Origin of the sequence: Pseudoxanthomonas fibrivorans (assembly GCF_041464125.1) — a bacterium.
Taxonomy (GTDB): domain Bacteria; phylum Pseudomonadota; class Gammaproteobacteria; order Xanthomonadales; family Xanthomonadaceae; genus Pseudoxanthomonas.
The window spans coordinates 376,686-402,557 of record NZ_JBGNUG010000001.1 but is presented as its reverse complement, the minus strand read 5'-3'; the positions used below and the strand labels follow the sequence as shown (position 1 = coordinate 402,557).

The window sequence follows — 25,872 nt, the reverse complement described above, 5'->3', positions numbered from 1 at the left end:
TGCAGGCGGCGCAGTCTGGATAAAACCGGAGCCGCCGCATGCGCTACGCCCTCGTCACCGAAACCTGGCCGCCGGAGGTCAACGGTGTCGCCCTGACCGTGCAGGGCCTGGCCCATGGCCTGCGTGCGCGGGGCCATGCGGTGGAGGTGGTGCGGCCCCGGCAACCCGGCGACGCGCGCTCCGCGGCCGAGGATGGAACGCTGGCCACGCTGCTGCTGCGTGGCGCCGCGCTGCCGCGCTACCCGGGCCTGCGCTTCGGGCTGCCGGCCACGCGCCTGCTGGCCCGCCACTGGCTGCAGGCACCGCCCGATGCGGTCTACGTCGCGACCGAAGGACCGTTGGGATGGTCGGCGCTGCGCGCCGCGGCACGGCTGGGCATTCCCGTCGCATCCGGCTTCCACACCCGCTTCGACCACTACATGCGCGACTACGGCATGCCCTGGCTGGAGGGGACCGCGCTGTCCTGGATGCGCCGCTTCCACAACCGCGCCGACGCCACTCTGGTGCCGACGCTGGAACTTCAGGAATTCCTGCAGGCCCGCGGTTTCGAACGCGTGGTCCGGCTCGCCCGCGCGGTCGATTCGGCGCAGCTGTCGCCCTCCTCGCGCGACGACGCGCTGCGGGCGGCCTGGGGCGCGGACGCGGGAACGCTGGTGGCGATCCACGTCGGCCGCATCGCGCCGGAGAAGAATCTCGACCTGGCGGTGCGCGCGTTCCGCGCGATCCAGCGGCAGCGGCCGGACGCGCGCTTCGTGTGGGTCGGCGACGGACCGGCGCGCGAGGCACTCGCGCGCGCCAACCCGGATTTCGTGTTCTGCGGCGTGCGTCGCGGCGCCGAACTGGCGCGGCACTTCGCCAGCGGCGACCTGTTCCTGTTCCCCAGTCGCAGCGAGACGTTCGGCAACGTCACCCTCGAGGCGATGGCCAGTGGCGTGCCGACGGTGGCATTCGACTCCGGCGCCGCGCGCGAACACCTCGTCCACGGCGTGCACGGCGCCCTCGCGGACACGGATGCCGGATTCGTCGATGCCGCCACCCGGCTGGCCGGCGACGACCTGGTCCTGCGCGCCATGGGCCGGGCGGGACGGACCGCCATGCTGCGCCTGCGGCCGGAACAGGTCGCCGCCGACTTCGACGCCCTGCTGGCCGCCCTGGCCCGTCGTGGAGACCGACATGCCGCTCTCGCCGCCTGACCGCAGCCACCCGACCTTCGCCCCGGAAGGCGACCGCCGCGGCGCGCGCCTGCGTGCCCACGACCGGGGCTGGTGCATCCGCGCCAACCGCTGGGGCGCGCGCGGCGCGGTGCGCCGCTATTTCTCGGTGGTGAGCCGGCTGGGCGACGGCGTGTTCTGGTATGCGCTGATGGCCACGCTGGTGGCGTTCGACGGACGCGATGGACTCGCCGCTTCGCTGCACCTGGCGCTCACCGGCGTGGCCGCGCTGGCCCTCTACCGCCGGCTCAAGCGCTGGACCCGTCGGCCCCGGCCGTTCGCGGCCGATGGCCGCATCCGGGCCTGGGTCGCGCCCCTGGACGAGTTCAGCTTCCCGTCCGGACACACCCTGCATGCGGTGGCCTTCACCGTGGTCGCCCTCGCCTACTACCCGTGGCTGGCGGCCGTGCTGATTCCGTTCACCGCGTCGGTCGCGGTGTCGCGGGTGGTGCTGGGCCTGCACTACCCGAGCGACGTGCTGGCCGCGACGGCGATCGGCTCGTTGCTGGCCGGCGCCTCGCTGTGGGCGGGAACGATGCTCTAGCCCGGGCCACCCGCGGCGCTGGCGGCCGCGCAGGCGGATGGGCGAAACGACCTATGGCGGGGTGAACTCCACCACCCGGGCCCGCGCCAGCGCCGGCGACTGCTGGCCGCGCCAGTCGCGGTCGTTGGCCACCTGCGCGCGCCCACGCGTCCCCTCGAGCAGTGCGAAGTCGAGCTCGGCCACGGCCCACGCCTCATCCCCGCGCGTGCGGGCCAGGATGCCGTCGTCCGGGAAACCCCGGTCCATCGGTGCATACAGGGTCGCCTCGCCGGTGTTCTCGTCCAGCGCAGGGCTCCAGGCCGCCCGCCCCGCGGTCACCGCCTGGGCCACGAACATGCGGTTCTCCAGGGCGCGGGCCAGGCAGCCGACCTGGACGCGGGTGGCACCGGCGGCGGTGTCGGTGCAGCTGGGAACCAGCAGCAGGCGTGCGCCGGCTTCGTACTGCGCACGCACCGGCAACGGGAACTCGCTGTCATAGCAGACCGAGATGCCGGCGCGGACATCGCCTATCCCGGCCACCTTCAACGCATCGCCGCCTTCGATGACGCCGGTGGCCTTCTCGAACCCGGTGAGCTGCAGCTTGTCCTGCCACGCGTGGCCGCCATCGGGCGCGAACAGGTCGCTGCGGTTGCGGTAGCGCCCTTCCGCGGTCGCCAGCAGGAAGCTGCCGGCGAGCACGTGCATGCCGGTGGCGCGCGCCAGGCCGGCGAACAGGGCCAGCCAGCGCGCCCGCAGCGGCTGGATCGCCTGCAGCGAAGCGTGCAGGTCGCCGCGTACCGCGGCCGGGAACACCGCCGCCAGCTCCAGCGACAGGTATTCCGGCAGCACCGCCAGCCGGGCGCCGCGCGCGGCCGCTTCCTCGAGCAGGCGCTGCTGCCTGTCGGCGAAGGCCTCGAAGTCGGCCGGCTGCCCGACCGCGTATTTGCATACCGCGACCTTCATGCCGACGGCTCCTGCCAGTCGCGCAGCCAGAACGTGAGGGTGTGGTCGACCTCGCCGAGGCCCGGCTCCTTCCAGCGCAGCCGCATCGCCATGCCCGGCTGGCGGAGGTAGCCGCGCCCGTGCCAGAACGCGTCGTTGGGGCGGTAGCCGGCGGGCAGGCGCGGATCGTCCGGGTCGCGGTCGACCGCGCAGAACGCGGTCCAGCGATGGCGGCCCGACGCGCGCGCATGCGCCTCGCGCCGGTCGAAGAACGCATGGCCCACGCCCATCCCGCGGTACTCCGGCAGCAGGACCGACTCGCCGAAGTAGAACACCTGCGTCGCCGGTATGGCGCCTGCGCCGAAGGGCGCGGCGAATGCGGGCGCGTCGTCGGCCAGTGGCAGGCCGGTGGAGGCGCCGACCACGCGTCCGCCATCGAAGGCCAGCACGAAGATGCTGTCCGGCGAGCGCGCGTACGCGGCCAGGTAGTCGCGTTCGTACGCGGCATCGCCGTCGTACAGGTACGGCCAGTGGCGGAACACGGCGATGCGCAGGCGGGCGACGTCTTCCAGCCAGGGGGCGATGGCCTCGCCATGGACGTGGCGGATCTCGGGGCGTGGAGTCATCGCACGATTCTAGTCCCGGGGCCTCCAGCCGCGTCGCCATGCCGGGGCGCGGGAACCGGCGCTCAGCGCACCGCGGCGATCCGGCCCAGGGTCGCCGCCATCTCCCACGACTTCAGGCCACGCGGGCCCAGGTGGTGGGCCAGCACCGCGCGCAAGGGCAGCCGCAGGCTGGCCAGGTCGGCCGGCTCCGGTCGCGCGTCGGCGTCCAGGGCGAGCAGCGCGCGCCCGGTGGCCGCGGCGCTGCGCTCGGCATGGCCGCGGTCGCTGAGCAGGCGGCGCGGGCCATGCTCGGGGTCGAGCCGGTAGCGGGCGGCCGGATCGAGCGGCTCGCCGTCGCCGTCGCAGTGGAGCTCGAAGCCGACGCCCAGCGCGTCCAGCAGGTCGCGCTCGAAACGCCGCAGGGTCCAGGCCAGCGGCTCGCCGCCGCGCAGGCGTTCGCGCGTGCGCGCGTAGGCGGCGTCGAGCTCGGGCAGCGGATCCTGGCGGGGCGCCAGGCGCAACACCAGCTCGTTGAGGTAGAACGCCGCCAGCAACGCGTCGCCCGCCAGCGCCGGGGCCGCATCGAGCGCCTCGGCGCCACGCAGCTGCGCCAGCTCGCCGGCCAGCACCGCGTCGAAGCGGATGTGCTGCAGCGGCTGCAGCGCGGCGCGCAGCACCTGCCGCTTCGGCGAATGCACGCCGCGCGCGACCAGGCCGATCCGGCCGTGGCCGGCGCTCAGCACCTCGACCAGCAGGCTGGTCTCGCGCCACGGCCGCGCGTGCAGGACGAAGCCGGTCTCGCCTTCGATCCGCATCCCGGCGCGAGCGTCGCTCAGTTCTCGCCGTAGCCGAAGGCCTTCAGCGCGGCCTCGTCATCGGACCAGCCCTCGCGCACGCGCACCCAGGTCTCCAGGAAGACCTTGCGCCCGAACAGCCGTTCCATCTGCTGCCGCGCCTTGCTGCCGATGTCGCGCAGGCGGGTGCCGCCCTTGCCGATGACGATGGGCTTCTGCCCTTCGCGCTCGACCCACACCACCGCGCCGATCCGCAGCAGCTCGCCATCCTCGGCGAAGCGCTCGATCTCCACCGTGGTCGCGTACGGCAGTTCGTCGCCGAGCTGGCGCATCAGCTGCTCGCGGACCAGTTCGCCGGCCAGGAAACGCTGGCTGCGGTCGGTGATCTCGTCTTCCTCGTAGGCCGGCGGGGCCTCCGGCACCAGCTTGAGCAGGTCGCCGACCAGCGCCTCGAGCCCCTTGTGCTTGAGCGCCGACACCGGGTGGATCGCGGCGAAGTCGCGGCCTTCGCTGACCTGGGCCAGGAACGGCAGCAGCACGCTCTTGTCCTTGAGCCGGTCGACCTTGTTCACCGCCAGCACCACCGGGATACCGCCATCGCGCAGCACGTTGAAGACCAGCGAGTCCTCCTCGTCCCAGCGCCCGGCCTCGACCACCATCAGCGCCGCGTCGACGTCCTCGACCGCGCCGCGCGCGGTGCGGTTCATCACCCGGCTCATCGCCGAGGCCTTGAACCGGCCTTCGCCGCGATGCAGCCCGGGCGTGTCGACCAGCAGCAGCTGGCCGCCCTCGACGGTGGCGATGCCCAGCAGCCGGTGGCGGGTGGTCTGCGGGCGGTTGGAGACGATGCTGACCTTGGCGCCGACCAGCGCGTTGACCAGGGTGGACTTGCCGACGTTCGGCCGGCCGATCACCGCGACGCTGCCGCAGCGGTGGGAGTCTTGGTTGTTTTCGGAGTTCACTCGACGACGCTCATGGATGCCGGGGCGAAGGCTCCAGCCGTTCCAGCACTGCGGCCGCGGCGGCCTGTTCGGCCAGCCGGCGGGAGGTGCCCTGCCCGTCGGCACTGACCGGCGGTTCGCTCAGGGTACACCGGGAAAGGAAGACCTTGGCGTGCTCCTCGCCGCTCTCGGACACCAGTTCATAGGCCGGCAGGGGACGCTGCCGCGCCTGCAGCCATTCCTGCAGGCGGGTCTTGGCGTCCTTCTCCGGCTTGCCGACCGGCAGGGCCGCCAGCGCCTGCTCGAACCAGGGCAGGACCACGCGCCGGCAGGCCTCGTAGCCGGCGTCCAGGTAGATCGCCGCGACCACCGCTTCGAGCGCGTCGGCCAGGATCGAATCGCGGCGGAACCCGCCCGACTTCAGTTCGCCCGGCCCCAGGGTCAGGCGGTCGCCCAGCTCCAGGTGGCGGGCGATGGTGGCCAGCGAGGCTTCGCGGACCAGTTCGGCGCGCGCCCGGGTCAACACGCCCTCGTCGGCGGTCGGCCAGCGCTGGTAGAGGGCCTCGGCCGCCAGCAGGTTCACCACGCCGTCGCCGAGGAACTCCAGGCGCTCGTTGTGCGGCGTGCCGGCGCTGCGGTGGGTCAGCGCCTGCGCAAGCAGCGCCGGATCGGCGAACGGGTGGCCGATCCGGTCGCGCAACACGCTGCGGTCACTGCCCGCCACCACGCCTGGAGAGGTTCTGGGTGCTGTCGAAGTGGCCGACCACGTCCAGGTTGCCGACCAGCGGGCGACGCACCTCGTACTGGACGCGCATGTCCCAGCCGCCGTCGGTGCGCTCGAACTTGACGTTCTGCGGCTTGACGTTGTCGGAATAGCTCATGTCCAGCCGCCGGAAGAACAGGTCCTGGATCCTCCGCGGATCCATGTCGCCCACGCCCGGCTCGTTCGCCAGCCCCTTCATCGCCGTGCGGACGGAGTAGTACTCCTGGTACATCGGGAACAGCTTCATGCCGATGTAGGCGGCGAAGCCGACGACGGCCAGCACGACCAGGAACGCCACCAGGCTCAGACCGCTTTGCTTGCGCTTCATTCCCAACCCCCTATGACGTGCGCCACCGGCAGGTGCACCCGACGCGCCGGCACGCTACTTGATCGATGTCCCGATCCGCGACGGATCGAAACTCCCCTTGCAGAACCACCCCTCGCAGTTCAGCCAGATCAGGAACGCCTTGCCCCGGAGGTTCTCCTCCGGCAGGAAGTGCGTCTGGGTCCAGAACCGGCTGTCCTCGCTATTATCACGATTGTCGCCCATTACGAAATACTGCCCCGCCGGCACCGTCCATTCGCCCTGGCCGGCCGGGTTGGCCCGGTCCAGCCACTCCAGCACCTGGTGCTCGCGCCCGGGAAGCTTCTCCAGCAGCAGGCTGGCCCCGGTCATCTCCGCGCCGCGGCCCTGGCCGACGAAGTCGCCGAGCTTCTCGTACTGCACCGCTTCGCCGTTGATGTACAGCGTGTCGCCATGGAAGCCGATGCGGTCGCCCGGCAGGCCGATCACCCGCTTGATCCAGTTCTGGTCCGGCGCGTGCGGCGGCTTGAACACCACCACGTCGCCGCGCTCGGGCTCGCCGATCGACACGAACTTGTGGTTGTTCACCGGCAGGCGCAGGCCGTAGGCGAACTTGTTGACCAGGATGAAGTCGCCGATCAGCAGGTTCGGCATCATCGAGCTGGACGGGATCTTGTAGGGCTCGGCGACGAAGCTGCGCAGCACCAGCACCAGCGCCAGCACCGGGAAGAACGCGCGCGAGTAGTCGACGACCACCGGCTCCTCGTCCAGCAGGCCGCCGGCGGCGGCGCGGCGCTTGGCGAAGAACAGCCGGTCGACCAGCCAGATCAGGCCGGTGGCGAAGGTCAGCACGACCAGTCCGAGCTCAAACCATTTCATTCGTAATCCTTGGCGGGGAACGCATCTGGGAACGGGATCGGAACGCGGCAGCCGCGGCCGCCCTTACTTGCTGTCCACCTGCAGCACGGCGAGGAAGGCCTCCTGCGGGATCTCGACGCGGCCGACCTGCTTCATCCGCTTCTTGCCTTCCTTCTGCTTCTCCAGCAGCTTCTTCTTGCGGGTGATGTCGCCGCCGTAACACTTGGCCAGCACGTTCTTGCGCATCGCCTTGACCGTGGAGCGGGCGATGATCTGCGAGCCGACCGCCGCCTGGATCGCGACGTCGAACATCTGGCGCGGGATCAGCTCCTTCATCTTCTCGCACAGTTCGCGGCCGCGCCGGTCGGCGTGGCTGCGGTGCACGATCAGCGAGAGCGCGTCTACCCGGTCGCCGTTGATCAGCGTGTCCAGGCGCACGAACGGGCCGGCGTCGAAGCGCAGGAAGTGGTAGTCCAGCGAGGCGTAGCCGCGGCTGACCGACTTGAGCTTGTCGAAGAAGTCCAGCACCACCTCGGCCATCGGCAGCTCGTAGCTGATCTGCACCTGGCTGGCCATGTAGGTGATGCCGATCTGCACGCCGCGCTTGTCCTCGCACAGCTTGATGATGTTGCCGATGTACGCCTCGGGGGTGAGGATGTTGGCGCGGATGATCGGCTCGCGCACCTCCTCGACCAGGTTGGACTGCGGCAGCTTGGCCGGGTTGTCCAGCGAGACCACCGTGCCGTCGGTCCTGAGGACCTCGTACACGACCGTCGGCGCGGTGGTGATCAGGTCCAGGTCGTACTCGCGCTCCAGCCGCTCCTGCACGATCTCCATGTGCAGCATGCCCAGGAAGCCGCAACGGAAGCCGAAGCCCATCGCCTCGGAGCTTTCCGGCTCGAAGCGCAGCGCCGCGTCGTTCAGGCGCAGCTTCTCCAGCGCCTCGCGCAGGGCCGGGTAGTCCTCGGCGTTGGTCGGGAACAGGCCGGCGAACACGCGCGGCTGCATCTCCTGGAAGCCGGGCAAGGGCTTGGGCGCCGGGTCGCCGGCCAGGGTCAGGGTGTCGCCGACCGGGGCGCCGTGCACGTCCTTGATCGAAGCCGTGATCCAGCCCACCTCGCCGGCGCGCAGCGCGGGCAGTTCCTTGCGCTTGGGGGTGAACACGCCGACCTTGTCGACGTCGTGGGCGCGCCCGGTGGACATCACCAGGATCTTGCTCTTCGGCTTGATCTCGCCCTGCATGACCCGCACCAGCGAGACCACGCCCAGGTAGTTGTCGAACCAGGAATCGATGATCAGCGCCTGCAGCTTGTCGGTGTCGCGCGGGACCGGCGGCGGGATGCGGTGCACGATCGCCTCCAGCACCTGCTCCACGTTCAGGCCGGTCTTGGCGCTGACCGCGACCGCGTCGTCGGCGTCGATGCCGATCACCGCCTCGATCTCGGCCTTGGCCCGGTCGATGTCGGCGGTGGGCAGGTCGATCTTGTTCAGCACCGGCACCACTTCCAGGCCCTGCTCCACCGCGGTGTAGCAGTTGGCGACCGACTGCGCCTCCACGCCCTGGGCGGCGTCGACCACCAGCAGCGCACCCTCGCACGCGGCCAGCGAACGGCTGACCTCGTAGGAGAAGTCGACGTGGCCGGGGGTGTCGATGAAGTTCAGGAAATAGGTGTGGCCGTCCTGCGCCTTGTACGGCAGCGAGACCGACTGGGCCTTGATGGTGATGCCGCGCTCGCGCTCGATCGGGTTGGAGTCGAGCACCTGGGCCTCCATCTCGCGCGCCTCCAGGCCGCCGCACAGCTGGATGATGCGGTCGGCGAGGGTCGACTTGCCGTGGTCGACGTGGGCGATGATGGAGAAGTTGCGGATGAACCGCATCGAATCGGATGACATGTGGGGGCGGCGGTCTCGGCCGTCGTCGGACAACGGCGGATTATCGCACGCCGGGCGGGGTTCCCGCCCCGCCCCCGGCCGCGGGCCCTGGTGCCGGGGACGCCGGCGGCCCGCGGGGGCCGCCGGCGCCTCGATCGTCAGTCGCCGGAACCCACGGTCAGGGCCACGAAGCTGGTGCGGCCGGCGGGATCGCGGACCAGCAGCATCACCGCATCGCCGGGGCCGACGCCACCGAGCTGGCGCTCCAGGGCGGCCACGCTGCCCACGGGGGTGCGGCCGACGCGCAGGATCACCATGCCGGGCTGCAGCCCGGCTTCGCGGGCCTCGGTACCGTCCACGCCGGTGATGCGCACGCCCTCGCCCGCGCCCAGGCCGAGCTGCCGGCGCGAGCCGGCATCCAGCTCCGCGACCCGCAGGCCGAGTTCGTCGACCGCCGAAGCGGCGGCCGGGCCCGCGCCGGCGTCGTCGGGGCCGGCCGAAGCGCGCTGCGCATCGCTCGGCAGTTCGCCCAGGGTCACGCTGAGCTCGCGCGGCTTGCCGTCCCGGATCACGCCGATCTTGGCCTTCGAACCCGGCGCCAGCATGCCCACCATCGGCGGCAGGTCGGCGCTGGTGGCCACGTTGCGGCCGTTGACCGAGACGATCACGTCGCCGATCTCGATACCGCCCTTCTCCGCCGCGCTGCCCGGCTCGACGCTGTTGACCAGCGCGCCGTCATTGGTGTCCAGGCCCATCGCCCGCGCGCGGGTCGCATCCAGGCCCTGGATCTGCACGCCGAGCATGCCGCGGCTGACCCGGCCGCTCTTCTTGATCTGCTCGACCGCGCCCATCGCCAGGTCCATCGGGATGGCGAAGCTCACGCCCATGTAGCCGCCGGAGTTGCTCAGGATCTGCGAGTTGATGCCGACCACCTCGCCGGAGGTGTTGAGCAGCGGGCCACCGGAGTTGCCGCGGTTGATCGCCACGTCGGTCTGGATGAACGGCACGTACTGCTGGCCGGGACCGCCGGTGCGGCCGACCGCGCTGACGATGCCGGCGGTGACCGACTGGTCCAGGCCCAGCGGCGAGCCGATGGCCACGACCCACTGGCCCGGCTTGATCGAGCCCGACTGGCCCTGGCGCAGGACCGGCAGCCCCTTGCCATCGACCTTCAACAGGGCGACGTCGTAGGTTTCGTCGCTGCCGACGACCTTGGCGGTGAACTCGCGGCGGTCGGACAGGCGCACGGTGACGCTGTCCGCGCCGTCGACCACGTGGTGGTTGGTCAGGACATAGCCGTCGCTGGAAATGATGAAGCCCGAGCCGACCGAGCGGCCCGACGGCGCGTCGGGGCCGGGGCGACCGGGCTGGCCCGGCGCTCCGGGAAAGTCCGGTCCGAAAAAGCGGCGGAAGATTTCCGGCATCTCGTCGTTGCCGGGCATGCCGCCGCGGCCGGCGGTACGCGCCGGGATCCGCGCCTCGATGTTCACCACCGCCGGGCCCACCTGTTCGACCAGCCGGGTGAAATCCGGCAGGCCCGTGACGAGCGGAGCGGAAGGCGCCTGCGGGGCGGACACGGCCGCGGCCGGCGCGGCGGCCTGGGAGGCGGTCGCCGCGCCCTCGGGCGCACGCGCGCAGGCCATCAGCGGGACGGTGAGGACCAGTGCGGCAAGCAGGCTGGGACGGACGCGGGAATTCATCGGGATCATGCCTTCGGGATCAGGGGGAGGAGCGGCCACGACCGGGCGGCCGTGGACACGGAGCTATCGGGATCGGGGGAACTGCCGGCGCGCGCGACGCCCTTGCCGGTCAACGCGCGTCGTCCTCCGGCGGCGGAGCCGGCAGGTCGCCTGCCTCGTCCGCGGCCGCGGGTACCGCGAGCTGCGGGCCGGGCTCGAACGGATAGAACGGGCGCGGTGCCGCCTGCTGGCCGAAGCTCGCGGTGAACGAACTCGAAGCCGGCTGCGAGAGTGCGGCGCGCGGCCACGGCCGCGCCTGCAGCGGCGCCGAGGACGCGAACGGATCGGTCGGCCGCAGCACACCGGCCCCGGCATCGGCGACCAGCGGCAGCGCGGGCGCCGCCGGTCCGGGTTGCGCGGCCGGGGTGGCGTCCGCGACCACGGCCGTGCGACGGCTTGCGGCGACCGCCGTGCGCGGCGCCTGGGCGATGGCCGCCTCGCGCGAAGCGGCCGACGATGCGGCCTGCGCAGGCGGCGCGGCCAGCCGCGCCTCGGTGGACGGCAGGGTCTGCATCGCGACCAGCGGCGGCGCCGGCTGCGGAAGTTCTTCGCGGCCGGTCACCATCATCGCCACGGCGGCGACGGAGGCGGCCAGTGCCGCGCCGCCGCCCCAGCGCGCGAGACCGCGGCGGCGACCGGCGCCCGCCACTGCGGCGGGACGTCCCTCGGCCGCCGGTTCGCCGGCGACCGCGGTGGCCACGCGCTCGGCGAAACCGGGTGCGGCCGCGCGCCGCACCTGGCCCCGGAGTATGTCGCCGGCCAGGTGCCAGCGTTCGTAGCGGCCTGACAGCTCGGTGTCGTGCTGCAGGCGGCGCAGCAGGAAGCGCGCCTCGTCGGGCGAGAGCTCGCCGTCGACCAGGGCGGACAGCTGCTGCCGCGCGTGGAGTTCGAGTTTGTCGACGGTGGCGTCGCCGGGCTGGATGCGTGGGTCGTGGGTCATGGACGGTTTCGTTCGCGGGTGGCGCTCTGGATGTCGAGCAGGGGCCGCAGTTCGGCATCGATGGCCTCGCGCGCCCGGAAGATGCGCGAACGCACCGTGCCGATCGGGCTGGCCATCTTCTGCGCGATCTCCTCGTAGCTCAGGCCGTCCACCTCGCGCAGGGTGATGGCGGTCCGCAGTTCCTCAGGCAACGCATCCACCGCCTTCATCACGGTCCGCTCCAGCTCCTCGCGCATCGCTTCGCGCTCGGGCGTGTCGGTATCGCGCAGGCGCGCGCCGGCGTCGTACTGCTCGGCGTCGCTGGCGTCGATGTCGTCCGTGGGCGGACGGCGGTTGTGGGCGACCAGGTGGTTCTTGGCGGTATTCACGGCGATGCGGTGCAACCAGGTATAGAACTGGGCGTCGCCGCGGAAATTCCCCAGCGCGCGGTAGGCGCGCATGAAGGTTTCCTGGGCCACGTCCTGGCATTCGCTCCAGTCCGGCACGTAGCGTCCGATCAGCCCGGTGATCCGGTGCTGGTACTTGCGCACCAGCAGGTCGAATGCCGCGCTGTCGCCACGCTGCACGCGGCGGACCAGCTCGAGGTCCAGCTCCTGGGTCGGATCCTTTGGCGTTCCTTCGGCCATGCCGGGCCACACTCCTGGTCAGCCCGACGTTCCGGGCCTTGTGACCGCCGTTGCCGGAAAAAGTTCAGCGGCCTGGCGGAAGCCGCTGCCCGGGGGCCGCGCGCGGGTGTTTCCAGGCCCGGCCCGCCTGCGGCGCCGTGCCGCGATCGTCATGCAGGACCTTAACCGCGCGGCCAGTATGGTCGGGCTCGCCGCCATCCGCGACCGGTCCGATCCACTGGATCGGGATTTGACGCCACGGAAACAACCTCGGGATGATAGCGGCTCCTCCATACACAACCGGATGGTCAGGCCATGCTCCCAGGCTTCGACGGACTGCGATTCAGCCACTGGCAAGCCGCACAGCGCGATGACGGCGTCGTCGTGCTGGCGCTGGACCGCCAGGGAGCGCCGGTCAACGCGCTCTCGCAGGACGTGCTGATCGAACTGGGCGACATCGTCGAACGGCTGGCGATCGACCCGCCCAGGGGGGTGGTGTTCCGCTCGGCCAAGGCGTCCGGCTTCATCGCCGGCGCCGACCTGAAGGAGTTCCAGGACTTCGACCGCAAGGGCACGGTCAACGACGCGATCCGCCGTGGCCAGGCGGTGTTCCAGAAGGTCGCCGAACTGCCCTGCCCGACCGTGGCCGCGATCCATGGCTTCTGCATGGGCGGCGGCACCGAACTGTCGCTGGCCTGCGACTACCGCGTGGCCTCGGCCGATCCGTCCACCCGGATCGGCCTGCCGGAGACCAAGCTCGGCATCTTCCCGGGCTGGGGCGGCAGCGCCCGCCTGCCGCGGCTGGTCGGCGCGCCGGCGGCGATGGACCTGATGCTGACCGGCCGCACGCTGTCCGCCTCGGCCGCACGCGGCATGGGACTGGTCGACAAGGTCGTCGAACCGGCGCTGCTGGAGGATGCCGCCGCGGCGCTGGCGCTGAAGGGCACGCAGCGTCCGTTCAAGCAGCGCTTCACCGGCTGGGTCACCAACACCTGGCCGGCGCGGAAGATCCTCGCGCCGCAGATGGCCAAGCAGGTCGCGCGCAAGGCGAAGAAGGACCACTACCCCGCGCCGTATGCCCTGATCGGGGCGTGGGAACGCGCCGGCGGCAGCGGCATCCAGGCGCGCCTGGACGCCGAGCGCCGCGCGGTGGTCAAGCTGGCCGGCACCCCGACCGCGCGCAACCTGATCCGCATCTTCTTCCTCACCGAGCGGCTCAAGGGCCTCGGCGGCAAAGACCATGGCATCCGCCACGTGCACGTGGTCGGCGCCGGCGTGATGGGCGGCGACATCGCCGCCTGGTCGGCCTACAAGGGCTTCGAGGTGACCCTGCAGGACCGCGAGCAGCGCTTCATCGACGGCGCCCTCGCCCGCGCGCAGGAGCTGGTCGCGAAGAAGGTGAAGGACGAAGGCAAGCGGCCGGCGGTCGCCGCGCGGCTGAAGGGCGACCTGGCCGGTGCCGGCGTGCCCGAGGCCGACCTGGTCATCGAGGCCATCATCGAGAACCCCGAGGCCAAGCGCGACCTGTACCACGCGCTCGAGCCGCGGATGAAGGACGATGCGCTGCTCACCACCAACACGTCCTCGATTCCGCTGGACGAGCTGCGCGAGCACATCGCCCGCCCGGCGCACTTCGCCGGCCTGCACTACTTCAACCCGGTGGCGCTGATGCCGCTGGTGGAGATCGTCCAGCACGACCGGCTCGACCCGGCCGTGGTCGCGCGGCTGGCCGCGTTCTGCAAGGCGCTGGACAAGTTCCCGGTGCCGGTCGCCGGCACCCCGGGGTTCCTGGTCAACCGCGTGCTGTTCCCGTACATGCTCGAGGCGGCCACCGCCTATGCCGAGGGCATCCCCGGCGTGGTCATCGACAAGGCCGCGGTGAAGTTCGGCATGCCGATGGGCCCGATCGAGCTGATCGACACGGTCGGCCTCGACGTGGCGCAAGGCGTGGGCGCGGAGCTGTCGCCGTTCCTCGGCCTGCAGGTGCCGTCGACGCTCGCCACGGTGGAACCGGGCAGGCGCGGCAAGAAGGACGGCCAAGGCATCTACAAGTGGGAACAGGGCAAGCCGGTCAAGCCCGAAGCGCCGGGCGGCTACCAGGCGCCGTCCGACCTGGAGGACCGGCTGGTCCTGCCGCTGCTCAACGAAGCGGTCGCCTGCCTGCACGACGGCGTGGTGGCCGATGCCGACCTGCTCGACGCGGGCGTGATCTTCGGCACCGGCTTCGCCCCGTTCCGCGGCGGCCCCATCCAGCACATCCGCGCCACCGGCGCCGACGCCCTGCTCGAGCGGCTCAAGGCGTTGCAGGCGCGGCACGGCGACCGCTTCGCACCGCGCCCCGGCTGGGACAATCCGCTGTTGCGGCAGCCCCCGGAGTAGGCGCGGCGTCCGACCTGGCGCGGAGCCTATTCGACTCCGGCCTCGGCCAGCATCCGCTGCAGGAAGGCCACCTGCGCGTCGCGACGGTCCGGGCCGTCGTAACGGCGCACCGTCCACCATTCGCGCGCGCTCGTGGTCTCGCCGGGGGCGAGCGTGGCGAACGGCGCATGCACCTCCAGCTCCATCACCCCGGTATCGCGCTGGCCGGGCGTCCAGGCCAGGTAGAGCTCGACCTGGCCCTGGTCGGGGTGGATGCGGTCCAGCGGCTGCAGCTCGAAGTGGACCAGGAACGCCTGGCCGGCATTGAAACCGGCGATCCAGCCCGCCCGCGGCTGGATGAAGACCTTGCCGCGGCGACCCTGCAGTCCGGGAGCGGGCGGCAGCGGCTCGAGCGAGAACAGGCCGTCGGCCGTGCTGCTCACAAGTCCGTCAAAGCCCTCGCCGGTATCCGAGCGCACGCGCACGCCGCTGCCGTCCGCGGCGACCGGCACGAACACCCGCGTCTCCGGGTGCACCCGGGTGTTGAACCAGATGTCGCGCGCCACCGGCTGCTTGCGGATGTTGCGCATCTCGACCGCCAGTTCGACCGTATCCGGCCGCTCCGGCGCGATCGAGAACGACTGGGTCAGCTGCACGCCGCTGACCGGGCTGGCTGCGCCCTCGAGCACCAGCCGGTCGGCTTCATGCACCCGCACCTGCGCCGGGGCATGCGCCAGCCACGGATCGGGTGGCCATTGTGCCGCCGCGTCGCGCCGGGCCGGATTGAGGCGCTGGTCGGTCCACCACGCCGCCTGCGGACCGACCCACATCTCGTGGCCGAGGTAGGGAATGTTCGGGCCGGCCGGGTCCACCCGCGGGTCCGGCTGCGAGGCGACCGCCTCGCCGGTGCGCAGCAGGTTGGGCGCCCCGGGCACCGAGAAATGCAGCACGCGCCCGCCGAGCCGCGGGGAAACCTCGAGCGCGAGCTTCGGGCTTTCCAGGCGCACCCGGGCGGGGGCATCGACGGCGGAAGCCGGTATCGGGCCGGCACCGAAGGCCAGCAGGACCGTGGCAGGCAGGAGCCGGGCAAGCCGCATCGCATCCCTCCAGGCGCCGCGCGCCCCGCGCGCGGGGCCGGTCACATGGTCTGGGTCGGCTTGTCCGCGTTGAGGGTGCCGGCCAGCTGGGTTTCGATCCGGTTCTTCACCGCCTCGCCCTCCGCCCCTTCCGGGAACTGCACGCCGATGCCGGCGGTGCGGTTGCCCTGGGCGCCGGCAGGCGTCACCCAGACCACCTTGCCGGCGATCGGCAGGCGGTCGCTGGAATCGGGCAGGGTCAGCAGCAGGAACACCTCGTCGCCGAGGAAGTAGCGCTTGGGCGTGGGCACGAAAATGCCCCCATGCCGCACGTACGGCATGTAGGCGTTGTACAGCGCGGCCTTGTCCTTGACCGCCAGCGACAGGATGCCCTGGCGCCCGCTTGCAGCACTCATCGGTTGTCCCCTTTGCCGGCCTGCGGACGCGACGCGTCGCGCCAGGCCAGCAGCAGATCTGCCATCACCAGGTCGGCGCGCACCGTGCTGCGCAGCAGTTCGCGGGCACGGTTGGCGGCATCGAACCAGGCCCCCAGCTTGTGCAATCGGTCCGGATCGGTCAAGCCGGTCCCGGCCGCCTGCGCGCGGCCCAGGCCGAGCGCGTGTTCGGCGGCGTGGCGCAGCCGTTCGGCGGCATGGTCGTCCGCGGTCCAGCGGGTCGCCGCCTCGAGCGGCTCCAGCCGGCCGGCTTCCATCGCGGCCATGTCGGTCGCCACTTCCCGCCGCAGGGCGAGCCCGTCGCCCCGCAACCATTCGTCCGCCAGGCCGGGATGCCCCCGGGCGGCGTCCAGTGCTTCCGCGGCCGCCGGCACCGCGTGCCCCCGCGCGTGCAGCCAGGCGGCCGCCTCGTCGCGGGGCGGGAGGCGGAATTCCAGCCGCTGGCAGCGGCTGCGGATGGTGGCGGGCAGGCGCCCCGGCCGGGCGCTCACCAGCCACAGGTAACGGCCTGGCGCGGGTTCCTCGAGGGTCTTGAGCAGCGCATTGCAGGCGGAGGTGTTGAGCGCATCGGCCGGATCGATGATCGCCACCTGCGCCCGCCCGTACTGCGGGGTGAGCGCGAGCTGCTGCCCCAGCTCGCGGATCTGCTCGATCACGATCTCGGTGCGCAGGCGGGTGCCTTCCTTGTTCGGTACGAATGACACCACGTGCAGGTCCGGGTGCGTGCCTGCGGCGATCAGCGGACGATTGCGCGCCTCGGCGGCCGGTTCGCCACCGGACAGCACGTACGCCGCCAGGCGCTCGGCCACCGCGCGCTTGCCGAGGACGGCCGGGCCATCGAACAGCAGCGCGTGGCCGAGCCGACCGGCGGACAGGGTGGCCATCGCCTGGTCGTGGACGCGCTGCTGCCACGGCGCCAGCGATTCGCTCACGCCTGTTCCTCCAGCCAGCGCGCGACCGCCACGGCGACGGCGTGGCCCACCTCGCCCGGCGCGCGCGACGCGTCGACCACGCGGAAACGGCCGGGTTCGGCCGCGGCGCGGCGGCGGAAACCGGCGCGCACGCGTTCGAAGAAATCGTCCTGTTCGCTTTCGATGCGGTCCGGCCACAGGTCGCGGCCGGCGGTGCGGGCACGGCCCTCGCGCACGTCCAGGTCGAGCAGCAGGGTCAGGCCTGGCCGCAGCCCGACCGCACGCCGTTCGAGGTCGGCGATCCAGGCCGGGTCCAGGCCGCGGCCGTCGCCTTGGTAGGCGTAGCTCGAATCGGTGAAGCGGTCGCTGACCACGAACGCCCCGCGCTGCAGCGCGGGGCGGATCACCTGGCGCACGTGCTGGGCGCGCGCGGCGAACACCAGCAGCAGTTCGGCCTCGGCCGACAGCGGCTCGTCTTCGCCGCCGTCGCCGCGCAGCGAGTCGCGGTTGTCCAGCATCAGCGCGCGGATCCGTTCGGCCAGCGGCGTGCCACCGGGCTCGCGGGTCAGCACCACCTCGTGCCCGCGCTGCAGCAGCGCGTCGCGCAAGGCGGCGATCGCCGTGCTCTTGCCGGCGCCCTCGCCGCCTTCCAGGCTGATGAACCGCGGGTGCGAGAGGACGCCTCCGCTCATCGCTGGCGCGCTCCGTCCTGCGCTTCGCCCGCGGTGGAGCCGGCCGGGCAGCGGCGCCGCTGGTAGCAGTCCACCGCGGCGCTGTGCTCTGCGTAGGTGGCCGAGAAGATGTGGCTGCCGTCGTTGCGCGAGACGAAATAGAGCGCGTCGCCCGGCGCGGGGTTCACCGCCGCCTGCAATGCGGCGCGGCCGGGCATCGCGATCGGCGTGGGCGGCAGGCCGGGGCGGGTGTAGGTGTTGTAAGGCGTGTCGGTGGTCAGGTCGCGCTTGCGGATGTTGCCGTCGTAGCCGCTGCCCATGCCGTAGATCACGGTCGGGTCGGTCTGCAGCAGCATGCCCTTCTGCAGGCGCCGGGCGAACACGCCGGCGATCTGCGGGCGCTCGCGCGCCTGTCCGGTTTCCTTCTCCACGATCGATGCCAGCACCAGCGCCTCGTCGGGCGACTTCAGCGGCACGTCCTGCGCCCGGCCGGCCCAGGCTTCGGCGAGCGCCTGTTCCATCGCCGCGTGCGCGCGGCCGAGCACGTCCAGGTCGGTGTCGCCGCGCTGGTACAGGTAGGTCTCGGGCAGGAAGCGCCCTTCCGGATGCTGGCCGGGCCGGCCGAGCGCGGCCATGACCGCCGCGTCGTCCATGCCGCGGGTCTCGTGCCCGAGCGGTTCGGCCGCTGCGAGCGCAGCGCGCAGCTGGCGGAAATTCCAGCCCTCGACCAGGGTGACGCGGTACTGGACCACGCGGCCATCGCGCATGCGCTGCAGCAGCTCGCGCGGCGTCAGGCCCGGCTCCAGGGCGTACTCGCCGACCTTGAGCCGGCCGGCCGCATCCATCCGCCGCGCCAGCAGCCGCCATTCGAGGTCATGGCCGGCATCGACGCCGGCCTCGCGCAAGCGGCCCAGGACGGTGGCGAAGCCGTCGCCGCGCTCGATCCGCACGCTGGCGCCGGCATCGCCGCTGGCGGCCGGCGCATCGGCGAAACGCTGGAAATGCAGCCAGCCCCACCCCGCCAGCGCGGCCGCGACCAGCAGCAGCACGCACGAAACCCCCAGTCCCCAGCGCAGTGCGCTCCTACGTCCGCCGGCCACGTCCACCTCGTCGATCACGATCCGGCCAGCATACCGCGCCAGGCGGCAACCGCCGCCGTCTTCCCGCGCGCATGCCTAGGGCTCCAGCGCGCGCAGGAGCCCCCGCGCCTTGGCCCGGGTTTCCTCGAGCTCGCGCTCCGGCACCGAATCGGCGACGATCCCCGCGCCGGTGCGGAACACCGCTTCGTGTCCCTGCAGTTCGGCGCTGCGGATGAGGATGTTCAGGTCCAGGTCGCCGTTGCGGTCCAGCCAGCCGATCGCGCCGGTATAGGCGCCGCGCGGGGTGGCCTCCAGCGCGGCGATGATCTGCATGCAGCGCACCTTCGGGCAGCCGGTGATGGTGCCGCCCGGGTAGACCGCGGCGATCACCTGCCCCGGCGTGGCGTCCTCGCGCAGGATGCCGCGCACGTTGCTGACGATGTGGTGGACGTGCGCATAGCTTTCCACCGTCATCAGCTCGTCGACCTGGACGCTGCCCGGCTCGCACACGCGCCCCAGGTCGTTGCGCTCCAGGTCGATCAGCATCACGTGTTCGGCGCGTTCCTTCGGGTGGCCGACCAGTTCGCGGATCCGGGCCGCGTCGTCGTCGCCCTCGAAGCGCGGGCGGGTCCCGGCGATCGGCCGCGTTTCCACCACCCGGCCGCGCACGGACACCAGGCGCTCGGGGGAGGAACTCGCCACCGCCCAGCCGGGACCGGCGAAAAGCCCGGCGAACGGGGCGGGATTGGCCAGGCGCAGGCGCTGGTAGAACGCCGCCGGATCCAGCGGCGCCTCGAAACGGGCGCGCCAGGCGCGCGACAGGTTGACCTGGAATACGTCGCCGGCGCGCAGGTGGTCGAGGATACGGCCGACCCCCTCGAGGAAGCGCTGCGGGTCGTCCTCGACGATCGAGGCCGGCGGTTGCCACGGATCGGGCGGTTGCTGCCGCACGGCGCCTTCGACGTCGGCGACCAGCAGGTCCATGAGCGCGGCATGCGCCTCCTCCACCACCGCCATGCACTCGCCGCTGGCGCGATCGCGCAGCACGGCCGCGGGGCAACGCAGCGCCAGCGCCACCGGGCGCCCGGCGCCGTCCCGTCGCGGCAGTTGCAGCACGGGTTCGACCTGGGCCGCCAGTTCGTAGTCCAGGAGCAGCGCCCAGCCGCCGTGGAACGGCCAGCGCGGCTCCTCGGCCGCGACCTGGTCGCGTCGCCAGTGCGCGTCGAGCACCGCGAGGAAGTCGCCGGCCTGGACCTGGCCGCCCAGGTCACGCGTCGTTCCGTCGGGATCGAGCTGCAGGCCGCTGCCATCGGTCGCCAGCAGCAGGTCCCAGCGCCCCTGGGCGGTACCGGAGGCCACCGACTCCAGCAGCAGCGGGTAACGCGAGGGCGCCTGCCGGTGCAGCGCCAGCAGGTCGGTATCGGAAGGAAGCGGATGGAAACGCAGCATCAGGTCCTGCCGGCGTAGAGGATGCGGGAACCCCGGCCAGCGGAGCGCCGCGGGCGGGCGCGACGCCATGCCCGCGATGGCGTGCGCAGTCCGCCGGTCAGATCCGGCGGAACACCAGGGTGCCGTTGGTGCCGCCGAAGCCGAAGCCGTTGGACACGGCCACGTCGAACTTCGCCTGGCGCGCCACGTTCGGCACGTAGTCCAGGTCGCAGCCCTCGCCCGGGTTCTCCAGGTTGATCGTCGGCGGCACCACCCCGTCGTGGATGGCCAGTACCGAGAAGATCGCCTCGATGCCGCCGGCCGCGCCGAGCAGGTGGCCGGTCATCGACTTGGTCGAGCTGACCATCAGCTTGTACGCGTGCTCGCCGAAGGCGCGCTTCATCGCCAGGGTCTCGGCCAGGTCGCCCAGCGGGGTGGAGGTGCCATGCGCGTTGAGGTAGCCGACCTGCGCCGGATCGATCTTCGCGTCGCGCAGCGCGGCCAGCATGCAGCGCGCCGCGCCGTCGCCGTCCTCGCTGGGCGCGGTCATGTGGTTGGCGTCGGCGCTGGCGCCGAAGCCGACGAGCTCTGCGTAGATGCGCGCGCCGCGCGCCTTGGCGTGCTCGTACTCCTCCAGCACCAGGATGCCGGCGCCGTCGCCGAGGACGAAGCCGTCGCGCTCGGCGTCCCACGGGCGCGACGCGCGCGCGGGCTCGTCGTTGCGGGTGGACATCGCCTTCATCGAGCAGAAGCCGCCCATCGACGTCGGGGACGAGCCACGCTCGGCGCCGCCGGCCACCATCACGTCCGCGTCGCCGTGCTGGATCATCCGCATCGCGGTGCCGATGGAATGGTTGGAGGTGGCGCAGGCCGACACCGCCGAGAAGTTCGGGCCCTTCAGGCCGCGGATGATGCTCAGCTGGCCCGGGAGCATGTTGATGATGGTGCTGGGCACGTAGAACGGCGAGATCTTGCGGGCGCCGCCCTCGAGGTACTTGGCGGTCTGCTCCTCGATGCCGAGGATGCCGCCGATGCCCGAGCCGATGATCGAGCCCACGCGCTCGGCGTTGGCCTCGGTGATCTCCAGCCCGGAATCGTCCAGGGCCATGAACGAGGCCGCCAGCCCGTAGTGGATGAACGGCTCCATCTTCTTCGCGTCCTTGGGCGACACGAAGGCGGTGGGATCGAAGTCGCGGATCTCGCCGGCGATCTTGGTGGTGAAGCCGGTGGTGTCGAAATGGGTCACCGGGCCGATGCCGGATCGTCCATTGACGATGCCGTCCCAGGTGCTGGCCAGGTCGTTGCCCAGGGGGGTGACTGCACCCATGCCGGTAACGACGACGCGACGATGGCTCATGGACGGCTCCTCGTGGTTCTGCGGATCAGAGTCTTGCGTCGCGCCGGCGGACGGCGCCGGACGCGCACGGGGCCGCACGCAGCGGCCCCGGTTGTGTTGCGGCGCCGCGGGCCTGACGCGGCCCGCGGTCGCGGCGTGCGTCAGCTCTTGACGTGCGCCTTGATGTAGTCGATCGCCTGCTGGACGGAAGTGATCTTCTCGGCCTCTTCGTCCGGGATCTCGCACTCGAACTCTTCCTCGAGGGCCATCACCAGCTCGACGGTGTCGAGCGAGTCGGCGCCCAGATCGTCGACGAACGATGCGCTGTTGGTCACTTCCTCTTCCTTGACGCCGAGCTGTTCGACGACGATTTTCTTGACGCGCTCTTCGATGGTGCTCATGGGTTTGCTGCTCCAGGCGGAGTGGTTGTCGATACGATGCGCCGACACGCGTCGACGCGGGGTTCACTGTCCACAGGGCGGATAGTGTAGTCAAAAGCCGCGGCAGCGGGCACTGCCCGGCAACCGCAACCAGATCAAAAGCTTACGTGGCTTTTGAAATCCTTGTTCTGGCCCGGGGGGCTCAGGCCATGTACATGCCACCGTTGACGTGCAGCGTCTCGCCGGTGATGTAGCCCGCCTCGGGGCCGGCCAGGAAGGCCACCGCGCGGGCGATGTCCGACGGCTCGCCGAGGCGGCCCAGCGCGATCTGGCCGAGCATGGCGTTCTTGGCGTCCTCGGGCAGGTCGCGGGTCATGTCGGTGTCGATGAAGCCGGGCGCCACGACATTCACGGTGACGTTACGGCTGCCGATCTCCTTGGCCAGCGACTTGGAGAACGCGATGATCCCGGCCTTGGCCGCGGCGTAGTTGGCCTGGCCGGCGTTGCCGGTGGCGCCGATCACCGAGGCGATGTTGACGATGCGGCCCTTGCGCGCCTTCATCATGCCGCGCATCACCGCCTTCGAGGTGCGGTAGACGCTGGTCAGGTTGGTGTCCAGGATCGCCTGCCAGTCTTCTTCCTTCATCCGCATCAGCAGGTTGTCGCGGGTGATGCCGGCGTTGTTGACCAGGATCGAGACCGCGCCGAATTCCTTGCCGATCGCTTCGATCAGCGCGTCCACCGCGGCGGCGTCGGTGACGTCGAGCGTGCGCCCGTGGCCGCCCTTCCCGGCCAGGCGGTTGCCGATGGCTTCGGCGCCGCCGTCGCTGGTCGCCGTGCCGATCACGGTCGCGCCGCGCGCGGCCAGTTCGTCGGCGATCGCCGCGCCGATGCCGCGGCTGGCGCCGGTGACCAGCGCGATCTCACCGGTGAGGGGCCGGGCGTCGGAAGGAATGGAACTCATGTCAGGCCTCGTCGTTCGTGATGACGGGCGGCGCCGGGCGCCGCTCGCGTCGGAAGCGGGTCAGCGCCAGTCGGCCAGCGCGGATTCGAAGTCGCCTGCCGCACCGATGGCGCGCGCGTCGAGCGACTTGTCGATGCGCTTGGCCAGTCCGGCCAGCACCTTGCCGGGACCGCACTCGGCCACGCGGGTGGCGCCGCGCGCGGCGACCGCCTGCATGCAGTCGGTCCAGCGCACCGGCAGGTACAGCTGGCGGACCAGCGCGTCGCGGATGGCCGCGGCGCCTTCGTGCACCTGCGCGTCGACGTTCTGCACCACCGGCAGCGACGGCGCACGCCACTCCAGGCCGGCCATCGCCTCGGCCAGGCGGTTGGCCGCCTCGCGCATCAGCGGCGTGTGCGAAGGCACGCTCACCGCCAGCTTGACCGCCTTGCGCACGCCGCGCTCGACCAGCAACGCCAGCGCGCGGTCCACCGCCGCCGCATCGCCGCCGATCACGATCTGCCCCGGCGAGTTGTAGTTCGCCGGCACCACGACCTGGCTGCCGGATGCCGCTTCGCAGACTTCCAGCACGAGCGCATCCTCGGCGCCGAGCACCGCCGCCATCGCGCCGGTGCCCGTTGGCGCGGCGTCCTGCATCAGCTGGCCGCGCAGGCGCACCAGGTGCGCGCCGTCCTTCAGCGACAGCGCGCTGGCGGCGACCAGCGCGGTGTATTCGCCCAGGCTGTGCCCGGCCAGCAGCGACGGCCGTGCGCCGCCCTGTGCCTGCCACGCGCGCCACACGGCGATGCCGGCGGCGAGCAGTGCGGGCTGGGTGTACTCGGTGCGGTTGAGCATCTCGTCGGGGCCGCCCTGCGACAGCGCCCACAGGTCGACGCCGGCGCCCTCGGACGCTTCGGCGAAGGCCTCGCGGACCTGCGGATGCAGTTCGGCCAGCTCGGCCAGCATGCCGACGGACTGGGAGCCTTGGCCGGGGAAAACGAAAGCGAGCGTCGGATCGGTCACGCGCAGCCGCACAACGGGAAAGAGCGGCGATGATACGGGCGATTCCGCGGGTTTGTCTGTACCAGCCCGTATGTCGCCGTATGGAACGGACACCTCGTTCGAAGCCCCCGCAACGTCGAAGGGCCGCGCGATGCGCGGCCCTTGCTGGTTCGATGACGCCGATGCCGGACGGCAGGGTTGCCGCGGGGCCTGGTCAGTACCGCAGCAGCGCGGAACCCCAGGTGAAGCCGCCGCCGAAGGCTTCCAGCAGCAGCAGCTGGCCGCGCTGCACGCGCCCCGAACGCACCGCTTCGTCCAGCGCCAGCGGCACCGAACCGGCGGACGTGTTGCCGTGGCGGTCGACGGTGACGATGACCCGCTCCATCGGCATGTCCAGCCGCTTGGCGGTTGCTTCGATGATGCGCAGGTTGGCCTGGTGCGGGATCAGCCAGTCCAGGTCGTGCTTGTCCAGGCCATTGGCCTCCAGGGTCTCGTCGACCACCGAATCCAGCGCCTTGACCGCATGCTTGAACACTTCGTTGCCGGCCATGACGATGCGCACGCCCACGTTGGGCGCCTGCGCGTCGAAACCGGCGGACACGCCGACCGGGTTCCACAGCAGTTCCTTCTTGCTGCCTTCGGCATGCAGGTGGGTGCTGAGGATGCCGGTTTCGGTGTCGGCCTTGAGGATGACCGCGCCGGCGCCATCGCCGAACAGCACGCAGGTGGTGCGGTCGGTCCAGTCCACCATCCGGGTCAGGGTCTCGGCGCCGATCACCAGCGCGGTCCTGGCCGCGCCGCTGCGCACGAACTGGTCGGCCACGCTGAGCGCGAACACGAAGCCCGAGCAGGCCGCGTTGACATCGAACGCCGGGCAGCCGCGCGCACCCAGCTTCTGCTGGATCAGGCAGGCGGTCGAGGGGAAGATCAGGTCGGGCGTGGTCGTGCCGACGACGATCAGGTCGATCTCGTCGACCGAAACGCCGGCCGCCTCGATCGCCTTGAGCGCGGCCTGGTAGCCCAGGTCGCTGGTGGTCTGCCCTTCGGCGACCACGCGCCGTTCGCGGATGCCGGTGCGCGAGTGGATCCATTCGTCGCTGGTGTCGACCACCTTGGCCAGGTCGTCGTTGGTCACCACCTTCTCCGGCAGGTAGCTGCCGGTTCCGGCGATACGCGAATAGATCCGCTCGCTCATGCGCGTTCCCGCTGGAGGCTCCGCGGAGCCGGGATGTTCAGTGCCACGGACGCGGCGCGCGCCGCCGGCGCGCGCCGGGGGTCACGCTCAGTCTTCGTCGACGACCGAGGTCTTGGTCGCGATGACCTTCTTGCCGCGGTAGTAGCCGTCGGCGGTGACGTGGTGGCGCAGGTGGGTCTCGCCCGTGGTCGGGTCGGTCGCCAGCTGCTTGGCCGTCAGCGCATCGTGGGAACGGCGCTGGCCGCGGCGGGACGGGGTGACACGGGATTTCTGCACAGCCATGGGATTGCTCCAAACTCGTTGATTGCGTGTTCTTGTGGGACCTGCAAGCCACCCGCCGGTGCCGTTCCAGGGCGCCTTCGGCGGCGGCGCGGCCGTCTACTTCTTCTTCAGCGATGCCAGCGCCGCGAACGGGCTGGCCGCCTTCAATTCCTCTTCGCCCGCCGACCAGGTGCGGTCGACCGGCGCGCTGTCCGGCGCGAGCGGCACCACCGGCACGGCCAGGACGAGTTCGTCCTCGACCAGGTCGACCGGCCGCAGCAGGCCGTCTTCCGGCACCAGCAGCGCCTCGTACCCCGGCGGCAACGCGGCCTCGTCGGCTTCGTCGCGGATCAGGCCGAGCCGCTGCACGGTCTTCACCGGGAACACGAACCGCTCCAGGCTGCGCTGGCACACCAGCGGCAGGCCCGCCTCGATCGACAGCTCGACGAACGGCACCTGCAGCGTGTCCTGGCCGAACTCCAGCGCGAAGCGGCATTCGCCGTCGCTGTCGGCAAGACTGCCACCGAGCCTGGACATCGCCGAGAGCGGCAAGGTCCCTTCGAACTGCCGCCTCGCGGCGACCATGCGCCAGGCATCCAGCGTTTCGGGAAGCTGCACGACAGACGCACCTGCGGACATAAGCCGCTGAATGTTAAGGATCGGACCGCACCCTGTCAAAC

At 71.6% G+C, this 25,872-nt stretch carries 27 protein-coding genes; 3 read left to right on the top strand and 24 right to left on the bottom strand.

Going from position 1 to position 25,872, the window contains the following annotated elements; genetic code table 11:
- Positions 1–38: 38 nt before the first annotated feature.
- Positions 39–1,193, top strand: coding sequence for a glycosyltransferase family 4 protein (locus ACA089_RS01950; protein ID WP_372012881.1), 1,155 nt, complete (start codon positions 39–41; stop codon positions 1,191–1,193).
- Positions 1,174–1,755 (top strand): phosphatase PAP2 family protein, encoded by a 582-nt coding sequence (locus tag ACA089_RS01945; protein ID WP_372012879.1) that lies wholly within the window; start codon positions 1,174–1,176, stop codon positions 1,753–1,755. Before ACA089_RS01950 ends, ACA089_RS01945 begins: the two co-directional genes overlap by 20 nt.
- 51 nt (positions 1,756–1,806) lie before the next feature.
- Here ACA089_RS01945 and ACA089_RS01940 read toward each other — a convergent pair whose 3' ends face one another.
- The 11 genes from ACA089_RS01940 to rpoE form a co-directional block, all read right to left on the bottom strand.
- On the bottom strand, positions 1,807–2,697 hold the full coding sequence (locus tag ACA089_RS01940) for a carbon-nitrogen hydrolase family protein (RefSeq protein ID WP_372012877.1): 891 nt from the start codon (positions 2,695–2,697) through the stop codon (positions 1,807–1,809).
- The gene (locus ACA089_RS01935) at positions 2,694–3,302 is read right to left on the bottom strand and encodes a GNAT family N-acetyltransferase (protein ID WP_372012875.1); all 609 of its coding nucleotides are present in this window, start codon (positions 3,300–3,302) and stop codon (positions 2,694–2,696) included. The genes ACA089_RS01940 and ACA089_RS01935 overlap by 4 nt, the downstream gene beginning before the upstream one ends.
- Positions 3,303–3,364: 62 nt before the next feature.
- Complete coding sequence (gene recO / locus ACA089_RS01930; protein ID WP_372012874.1) at positions 3,365–4,096, bottom strand: DNA repair protein RecO; 732 nt, start codon at positions 4,094–4,096, stop codon at positions 3,365–3,367.
- A gap of 17 nt (positions 4,097–4,113) precedes the next feature.
- Positions 4,114–5,037, bottom strand: a complete 924-nt coding sequence (gene era / locus ACA089_RS01925) for a GTPase Era (protein ID WP_372012872.1) — start codon at positions 5,035–5,037, stop codon at positions 4,114–4,116.
- A gap of 10 nt (positions 5,038–5,047) precedes the next feature.
- Positions 5,048–5,740 carry a ribonuclease III gene (gene rnc / locus ACA089_RS01920; RefSeq protein ID WP_372012870.1) on the bottom strand — a complete coding sequence of 231 codons (693 nt, stop codon included), beginning with the start codon at positions 5,738–5,740 and terminating at the stop codon, positions 5,048–5,050.
- Positions 5,727–6,107, bottom strand: coding sequence for a DUF4845 domain-containing protein (locus ACA089_RS01915; RefSeq protein WP_372012868.1), 381 nt, complete (start codon positions 6,105–6,107; stop codon positions 5,727–5,729). Before ACA089_RS01915 ends, rnc begins: the two co-directional genes overlap by 14 nt.
- 54 nt (positions 6,108–6,161) lie before the next feature.
- Positions 6,162–6,962, bottom strand: a complete 801-nt coding sequence (gene lepB, locus ACA089_RS01910) for a signal peptidase I (protein ID WP_372012866.1) — start codon at positions 6,960–6,962, stop codon at positions 6,162–6,164.
- Positions 6,963–7,025: 63 nt separating this feature from the next.
- Positions 7,026–8,819: a translation elongation factor 4 gene (gene lepA, locus ACA089_RS01905; RefSeq protein ID WP_372017604.1), complete on the bottom strand. Its 1,794-nt coding sequence runs from the start codon at positions 8,817–8,819 to the stop codon at positions 7,026–7,028.
- Between the two features lie 152 nt (positions 8,820–8,971).
- Positions 8,972–10,513: a DegQ family serine endoprotease gene (locus ACA089_RS01900; RefSeq protein ID WP_372012864.1), complete on the bottom strand. Its 1,542-nt coding sequence runs from the start codon at positions 10,511–10,513 to the stop codon at positions 8,972–8,974.
- A gap of 109 nt (positions 10,514–10,622) precedes the next feature.
- Positions 10,623–11,492: a sigma-E factor negative regulatory protein gene (locus ACA089_RS01895; RefSeq protein ID WP_372012862.1), complete on the bottom strand. Its 870-nt coding sequence runs from the start codon at positions 11,490–11,492 to the stop codon at positions 10,623–10,625.
- The gene (gene rpoE / locus ACA089_RS01890) at positions 11,489–12,118 is read right to left on the bottom strand and encodes an RNA polymerase sigma factor RpoE (protein ID WP_372012861.1); all 630 of its coding nucleotides are present in this window, start codon (positions 12,116–12,118) and stop codon (positions 11,489–11,491) included. Before rpoE ends, ACA089_RS01895 begins: the two co-directional genes overlap by 4 nt.
- Positions 12,119–12,412: 294 nt before the next feature.
- Here rpoE and ACA089_RS01885 point away from each other — a divergent pair, with 294 nt between their 5' ends.
- Positions 12,413–14,476: a 3-hydroxyacyl-CoA dehydrogenase NAD-binding domain-containing protein gene (locus ACA089_RS01885; RefSeq protein ID WP_372012860.1), complete on the top strand. Its 2,064-nt coding sequence runs from the start codon at positions 12,413–12,415 to the stop codon at positions 14,474–14,476.
- A gap of 26 nt (positions 14,477–14,502) precedes the next feature.
- Here ACA089_RS01885 and ACA089_RS01880 read toward each other — a convergent pair whose 3' ends face one another.
- The 13 genes from ACA089_RS01880 to ACA089_RS01820 all read right to left on the bottom strand — a co-directional run bounded on the left by ACA089_RS01880 (position 14,503) and on the right by ACA089_RS01820 (position 25,831).
- Entirely contained in the window at positions 14,503–15,552 is a 1,050-nt protein-coding gene (locus ACA089_RS01880) for a DUF4380 domain-containing protein (protein ID WP_372012858.1), read from the bottom strand.
- Between the two features lie 41 nt (positions 15,553–15,593).
- Complete coding sequence (locus ACA089_RS01875) at positions 15,594–15,947, bottom strand: PilZ domain-containing protein (RefSeq protein WP_372012856.1); 354 nt, start codon at positions 15,945–15,947, stop codon at positions 15,594–15,596.
- Entirely contained in the window at positions 15,944–16,918 is a 975-nt protein-coding gene (locus ACA089_RS01870) for a DNA polymerase III subunit delta' (protein ID WP_372012855.1), read from the bottom strand. Before ACA089_RS01870 ends, ACA089_RS01875 begins: the two co-directional genes overlap by 4 nt.
- Positions 16,915–17,589, bottom strand: coding sequence for a dTMP kinase (tmk, locus tag ACA089_RS01865; RefSeq protein WP_372012853.1), 675 nt, complete (start codon positions 17,587–17,589; stop codon positions 16,915–16,917). Before tmk ends, ACA089_RS01870 begins: the two co-directional genes overlap by 4 nt.
- Positions 17,586–18,668 carry an endolytic transglycosylase MltG gene (gene mltG / locus ACA089_RS01860; RefSeq protein ID WP_372017602.1) on the bottom strand — a complete coding sequence of 361 codons (1,083 nt, stop codon included), beginning with the start codon at positions 18,666–18,668 and terminating at the stop codon, positions 17,586–17,588. Before mltG ends, tmk begins: the two co-directional genes overlap by 4 nt.
- Before the next feature lie 75 nt (positions 18,669–18,743).
- On the bottom strand, positions 18,744–20,096 hold the full coding sequence (locus ACA089_RS01855; RefSeq protein WP_372012851.1) for an aminodeoxychorismate synthase component I: 1,353 nt from the start codon (positions 20,094–20,096) through the stop codon (positions 18,744–18,746).
- Positions 20,097–20,193: 97 nt separating this feature from the next.
- A complete protein-coding gene (fabF, locus tag ACA089_RS01850) occupies positions 20,194–21,432 on the bottom strand; it encodes a beta-ketoacyl-ACP synthase II (RefSeq protein ID WP_372012849.1) in 1,239 nt (412 codons plus the stop codon).
- Between the two features lie 140 nt (positions 21,433–21,572).
- Positions 21,573–21,812, bottom strand: coding sequence for an acyl carrier protein (gene acpP / locus ACA089_RS01845; protein ID WP_013535667.1), 240 nt, complete (start codon positions 21,810–21,812; stop codon positions 21,573–21,575).
- A gap of 181 nt (positions 21,813–21,993) precedes the next feature.
- Positions 21,994–22,755, bottom strand: coding sequence for a 3-oxoacyl-ACP reductase FabG (fabG, locus tag ACA089_RS01840; protein WP_372012847.1), 762 nt, complete (start codon positions 22,753–22,755; stop codon positions 21,994–21,996).
- A 60-nt stretch (positions 22,756–22,815) separates the two neighbouring features.
- Positions 22,816–23,757 (bottom strand): ACP S-malonyltransferase, encoded by a 942-nt coding sequence (gene fabD / locus ACA089_RS01835; RefSeq protein ID WP_372012846.1) that lies wholly within the window; start codon positions 23,755–23,757, stop codon positions 22,816–22,818.
- 193 nt (positions 23,758–23,950) lie between these two features.
- Positions 23,951–24,931: a beta-ketoacyl-ACP synthase III gene (locus ACA089_RS01830; protein WP_372012844.1), complete on the bottom strand. Its 981-nt coding sequence runs from the start codon at positions 24,929–24,931 to the stop codon at positions 23,951–23,953.
- A gap of 87 nt (positions 24,932–25,018) precedes the next feature.
- The gene (rpmF, locus tag ACA089_RS01825; protein ID WP_372012842.1) at positions 25,019–25,213 is read right to left on the bottom strand and encodes a 50S ribosomal protein L32; all 195 of its coding nucleotides are present in this window, start codon (positions 25,211–25,213) and stop codon (positions 25,019–25,021) included.
- Positions 25,214–25,309: 96 nt separating this feature from the next.
- Entirely contained in the window at positions 25,310–25,831 is a 522-nt protein-coding gene (locus ACA089_RS01820; protein WP_372012840.1) for a YceD family protein, read from the bottom strand.
- Between the last annotated feature and the right edge of the window lie 41 nt (positions 25,832–25,872).

Coding starts and splice junctions, on each gene's coding strand:
- ACA089_RS01940 (WP_372012877.1), bottom strand. CDS start 2,697: ATGAAGGTCGCGGTATGCAAATACGCGGTCGGGCAGCCGGCCGACTTC.
- ACA089_RS01935 (WP_372012875.1), bottom strand. CDS start 3,302: ATGACTCCACGCCCCGAGATCCGCCACGTCCATGGCGAGGCCATCGCC.
- ACA089_RS01895 (WP_372012862.1), bottom strand. CDS start 11,492: ATGACCCACGACCCACGCATCCAGCCCGGCGACGCCACCGTCGACAAA.
- tmk (WP_372012853.1), bottom strand. CDS start 17,589: ATGAGCGGAGGCGTCCTCTCGCACCCGCGGTTCATCAGCCTGGAAGGC.
- ACA089_RS01875 (WP_372012856.1), bottom strand. CDS start 15,947: ATGAGTGCTGCAAGCGGGCGCCAGGGCATCCTGTCGCTGGCGGTCAAG.
- ACA089_RS01915 (WP_372012868.1), bottom strand. CDS start 6,107: ATGAAGCGCAAGCAAAGCGGTCTGAGCCTGGTGGCGTTCCTGGTCGTG.
- rpoE (WP_372012861.1), bottom strand. CDS start 12,118: ATGGCCGAAGGAACGCCAAAGGATCCGACCCAGGAGCTGGACCTCGAG.
- ACA089_RS01945 (WP_372012879.1), top strand. CDS start 1,174: ATGCCGCTCTCGCCGCCTGACCGCAGCCACCCGACCTTCGCCCCGGAA.
- acpP (WP_013535667.1), bottom strand. CDS start 21,812: ATGAGCACCATCGAAGAGCGCGTCAAGAAAATCGTCGTCGAACAGCTC.
- lepA (WP_372017604.1), bottom strand. CDS start 8,819: ATGCGGTTCATCCGCAACTTCTCCATCATCGCCCACGTCGACCACGGC.
- fabG (WP_372012847.1), bottom strand. CDS start 22,755: ATGAGTTCCATTCCTTCCGACGCCCGGCCCCTCACCGGTGAGATCGCG.
- ACA089_RS01900 (WP_372012864.1), bottom strand. CDS start 10,513: ATGAATTCCCGCGTCCGTCCCAGCCTGCTTGCCGCACTGGTCCTCACC.
- ACA089_RS01820 (WP_372012840.1), bottom strand. CDS start 25,831: ATGTCCGCAGGTGCGTCTGTCGTGCAGCTTCCCGAAACGCTGGATGCC.
- rpmF (WP_372012842.1), bottom strand. CDS start 25,213: ATGGCTGTGCAGAAATCCCGTGTCACCCCGTCCCGCCGCGGCCAGCGC.
- ACA089_RS01855 (WP_372012851.1), bottom strand. CDS start 20,096: ATGCTGCGTTTCCATCCGCTTCCTTCCGATACCGACCTGCTGGCGCTG.
- ACA089_RS01830 (WP_372012844.1), bottom strand. CDS start 24,931: ATGAGCGAGCGGATCTATTCGCGTATCGCCGGAACCGGCAGCTACCTG.
- ACA089_RS01880 (WP_372012858.1), bottom strand. CDS start 15,552: ATGCGGCTTGCCCGGCTCCTGCCTGCCACGGTCCTGCTGGCCTTCGGT.
- fabF (WP_372012849.1), bottom strand. CDS start 21,432: ATGAGCCATCGTCGCGTCGTCGTTACCGGCATGGGTGCAGTCACCCCC.
- lepB (WP_372012866.1), bottom strand. CDS start 6,962: ATGAAATGGTTTGAGCTCGGACTGGTCGTGCTGACCTTCGCCACCGGC.
- recO (WP_372012874.1), bottom strand. CDS start 4,096: ATGCGGATCGAAGGCGAGACCGGCTTCGTCCTGCACGCGCGGCCGTGG.
- ACA089_RS01885 (WP_372012860.1), top strand. CDS start 12,413: ATGCTCCCAGGCTTCGACGGACTGCGATTCAGCCACTGGCAAGCCGCA.
- ACA089_RS01950 (WP_372012881.1), top strand. CDS start 39: ATGCGCTACGCCCTCGTCACCGAAACCTGGCCGCCGGAGGTCAACGGT.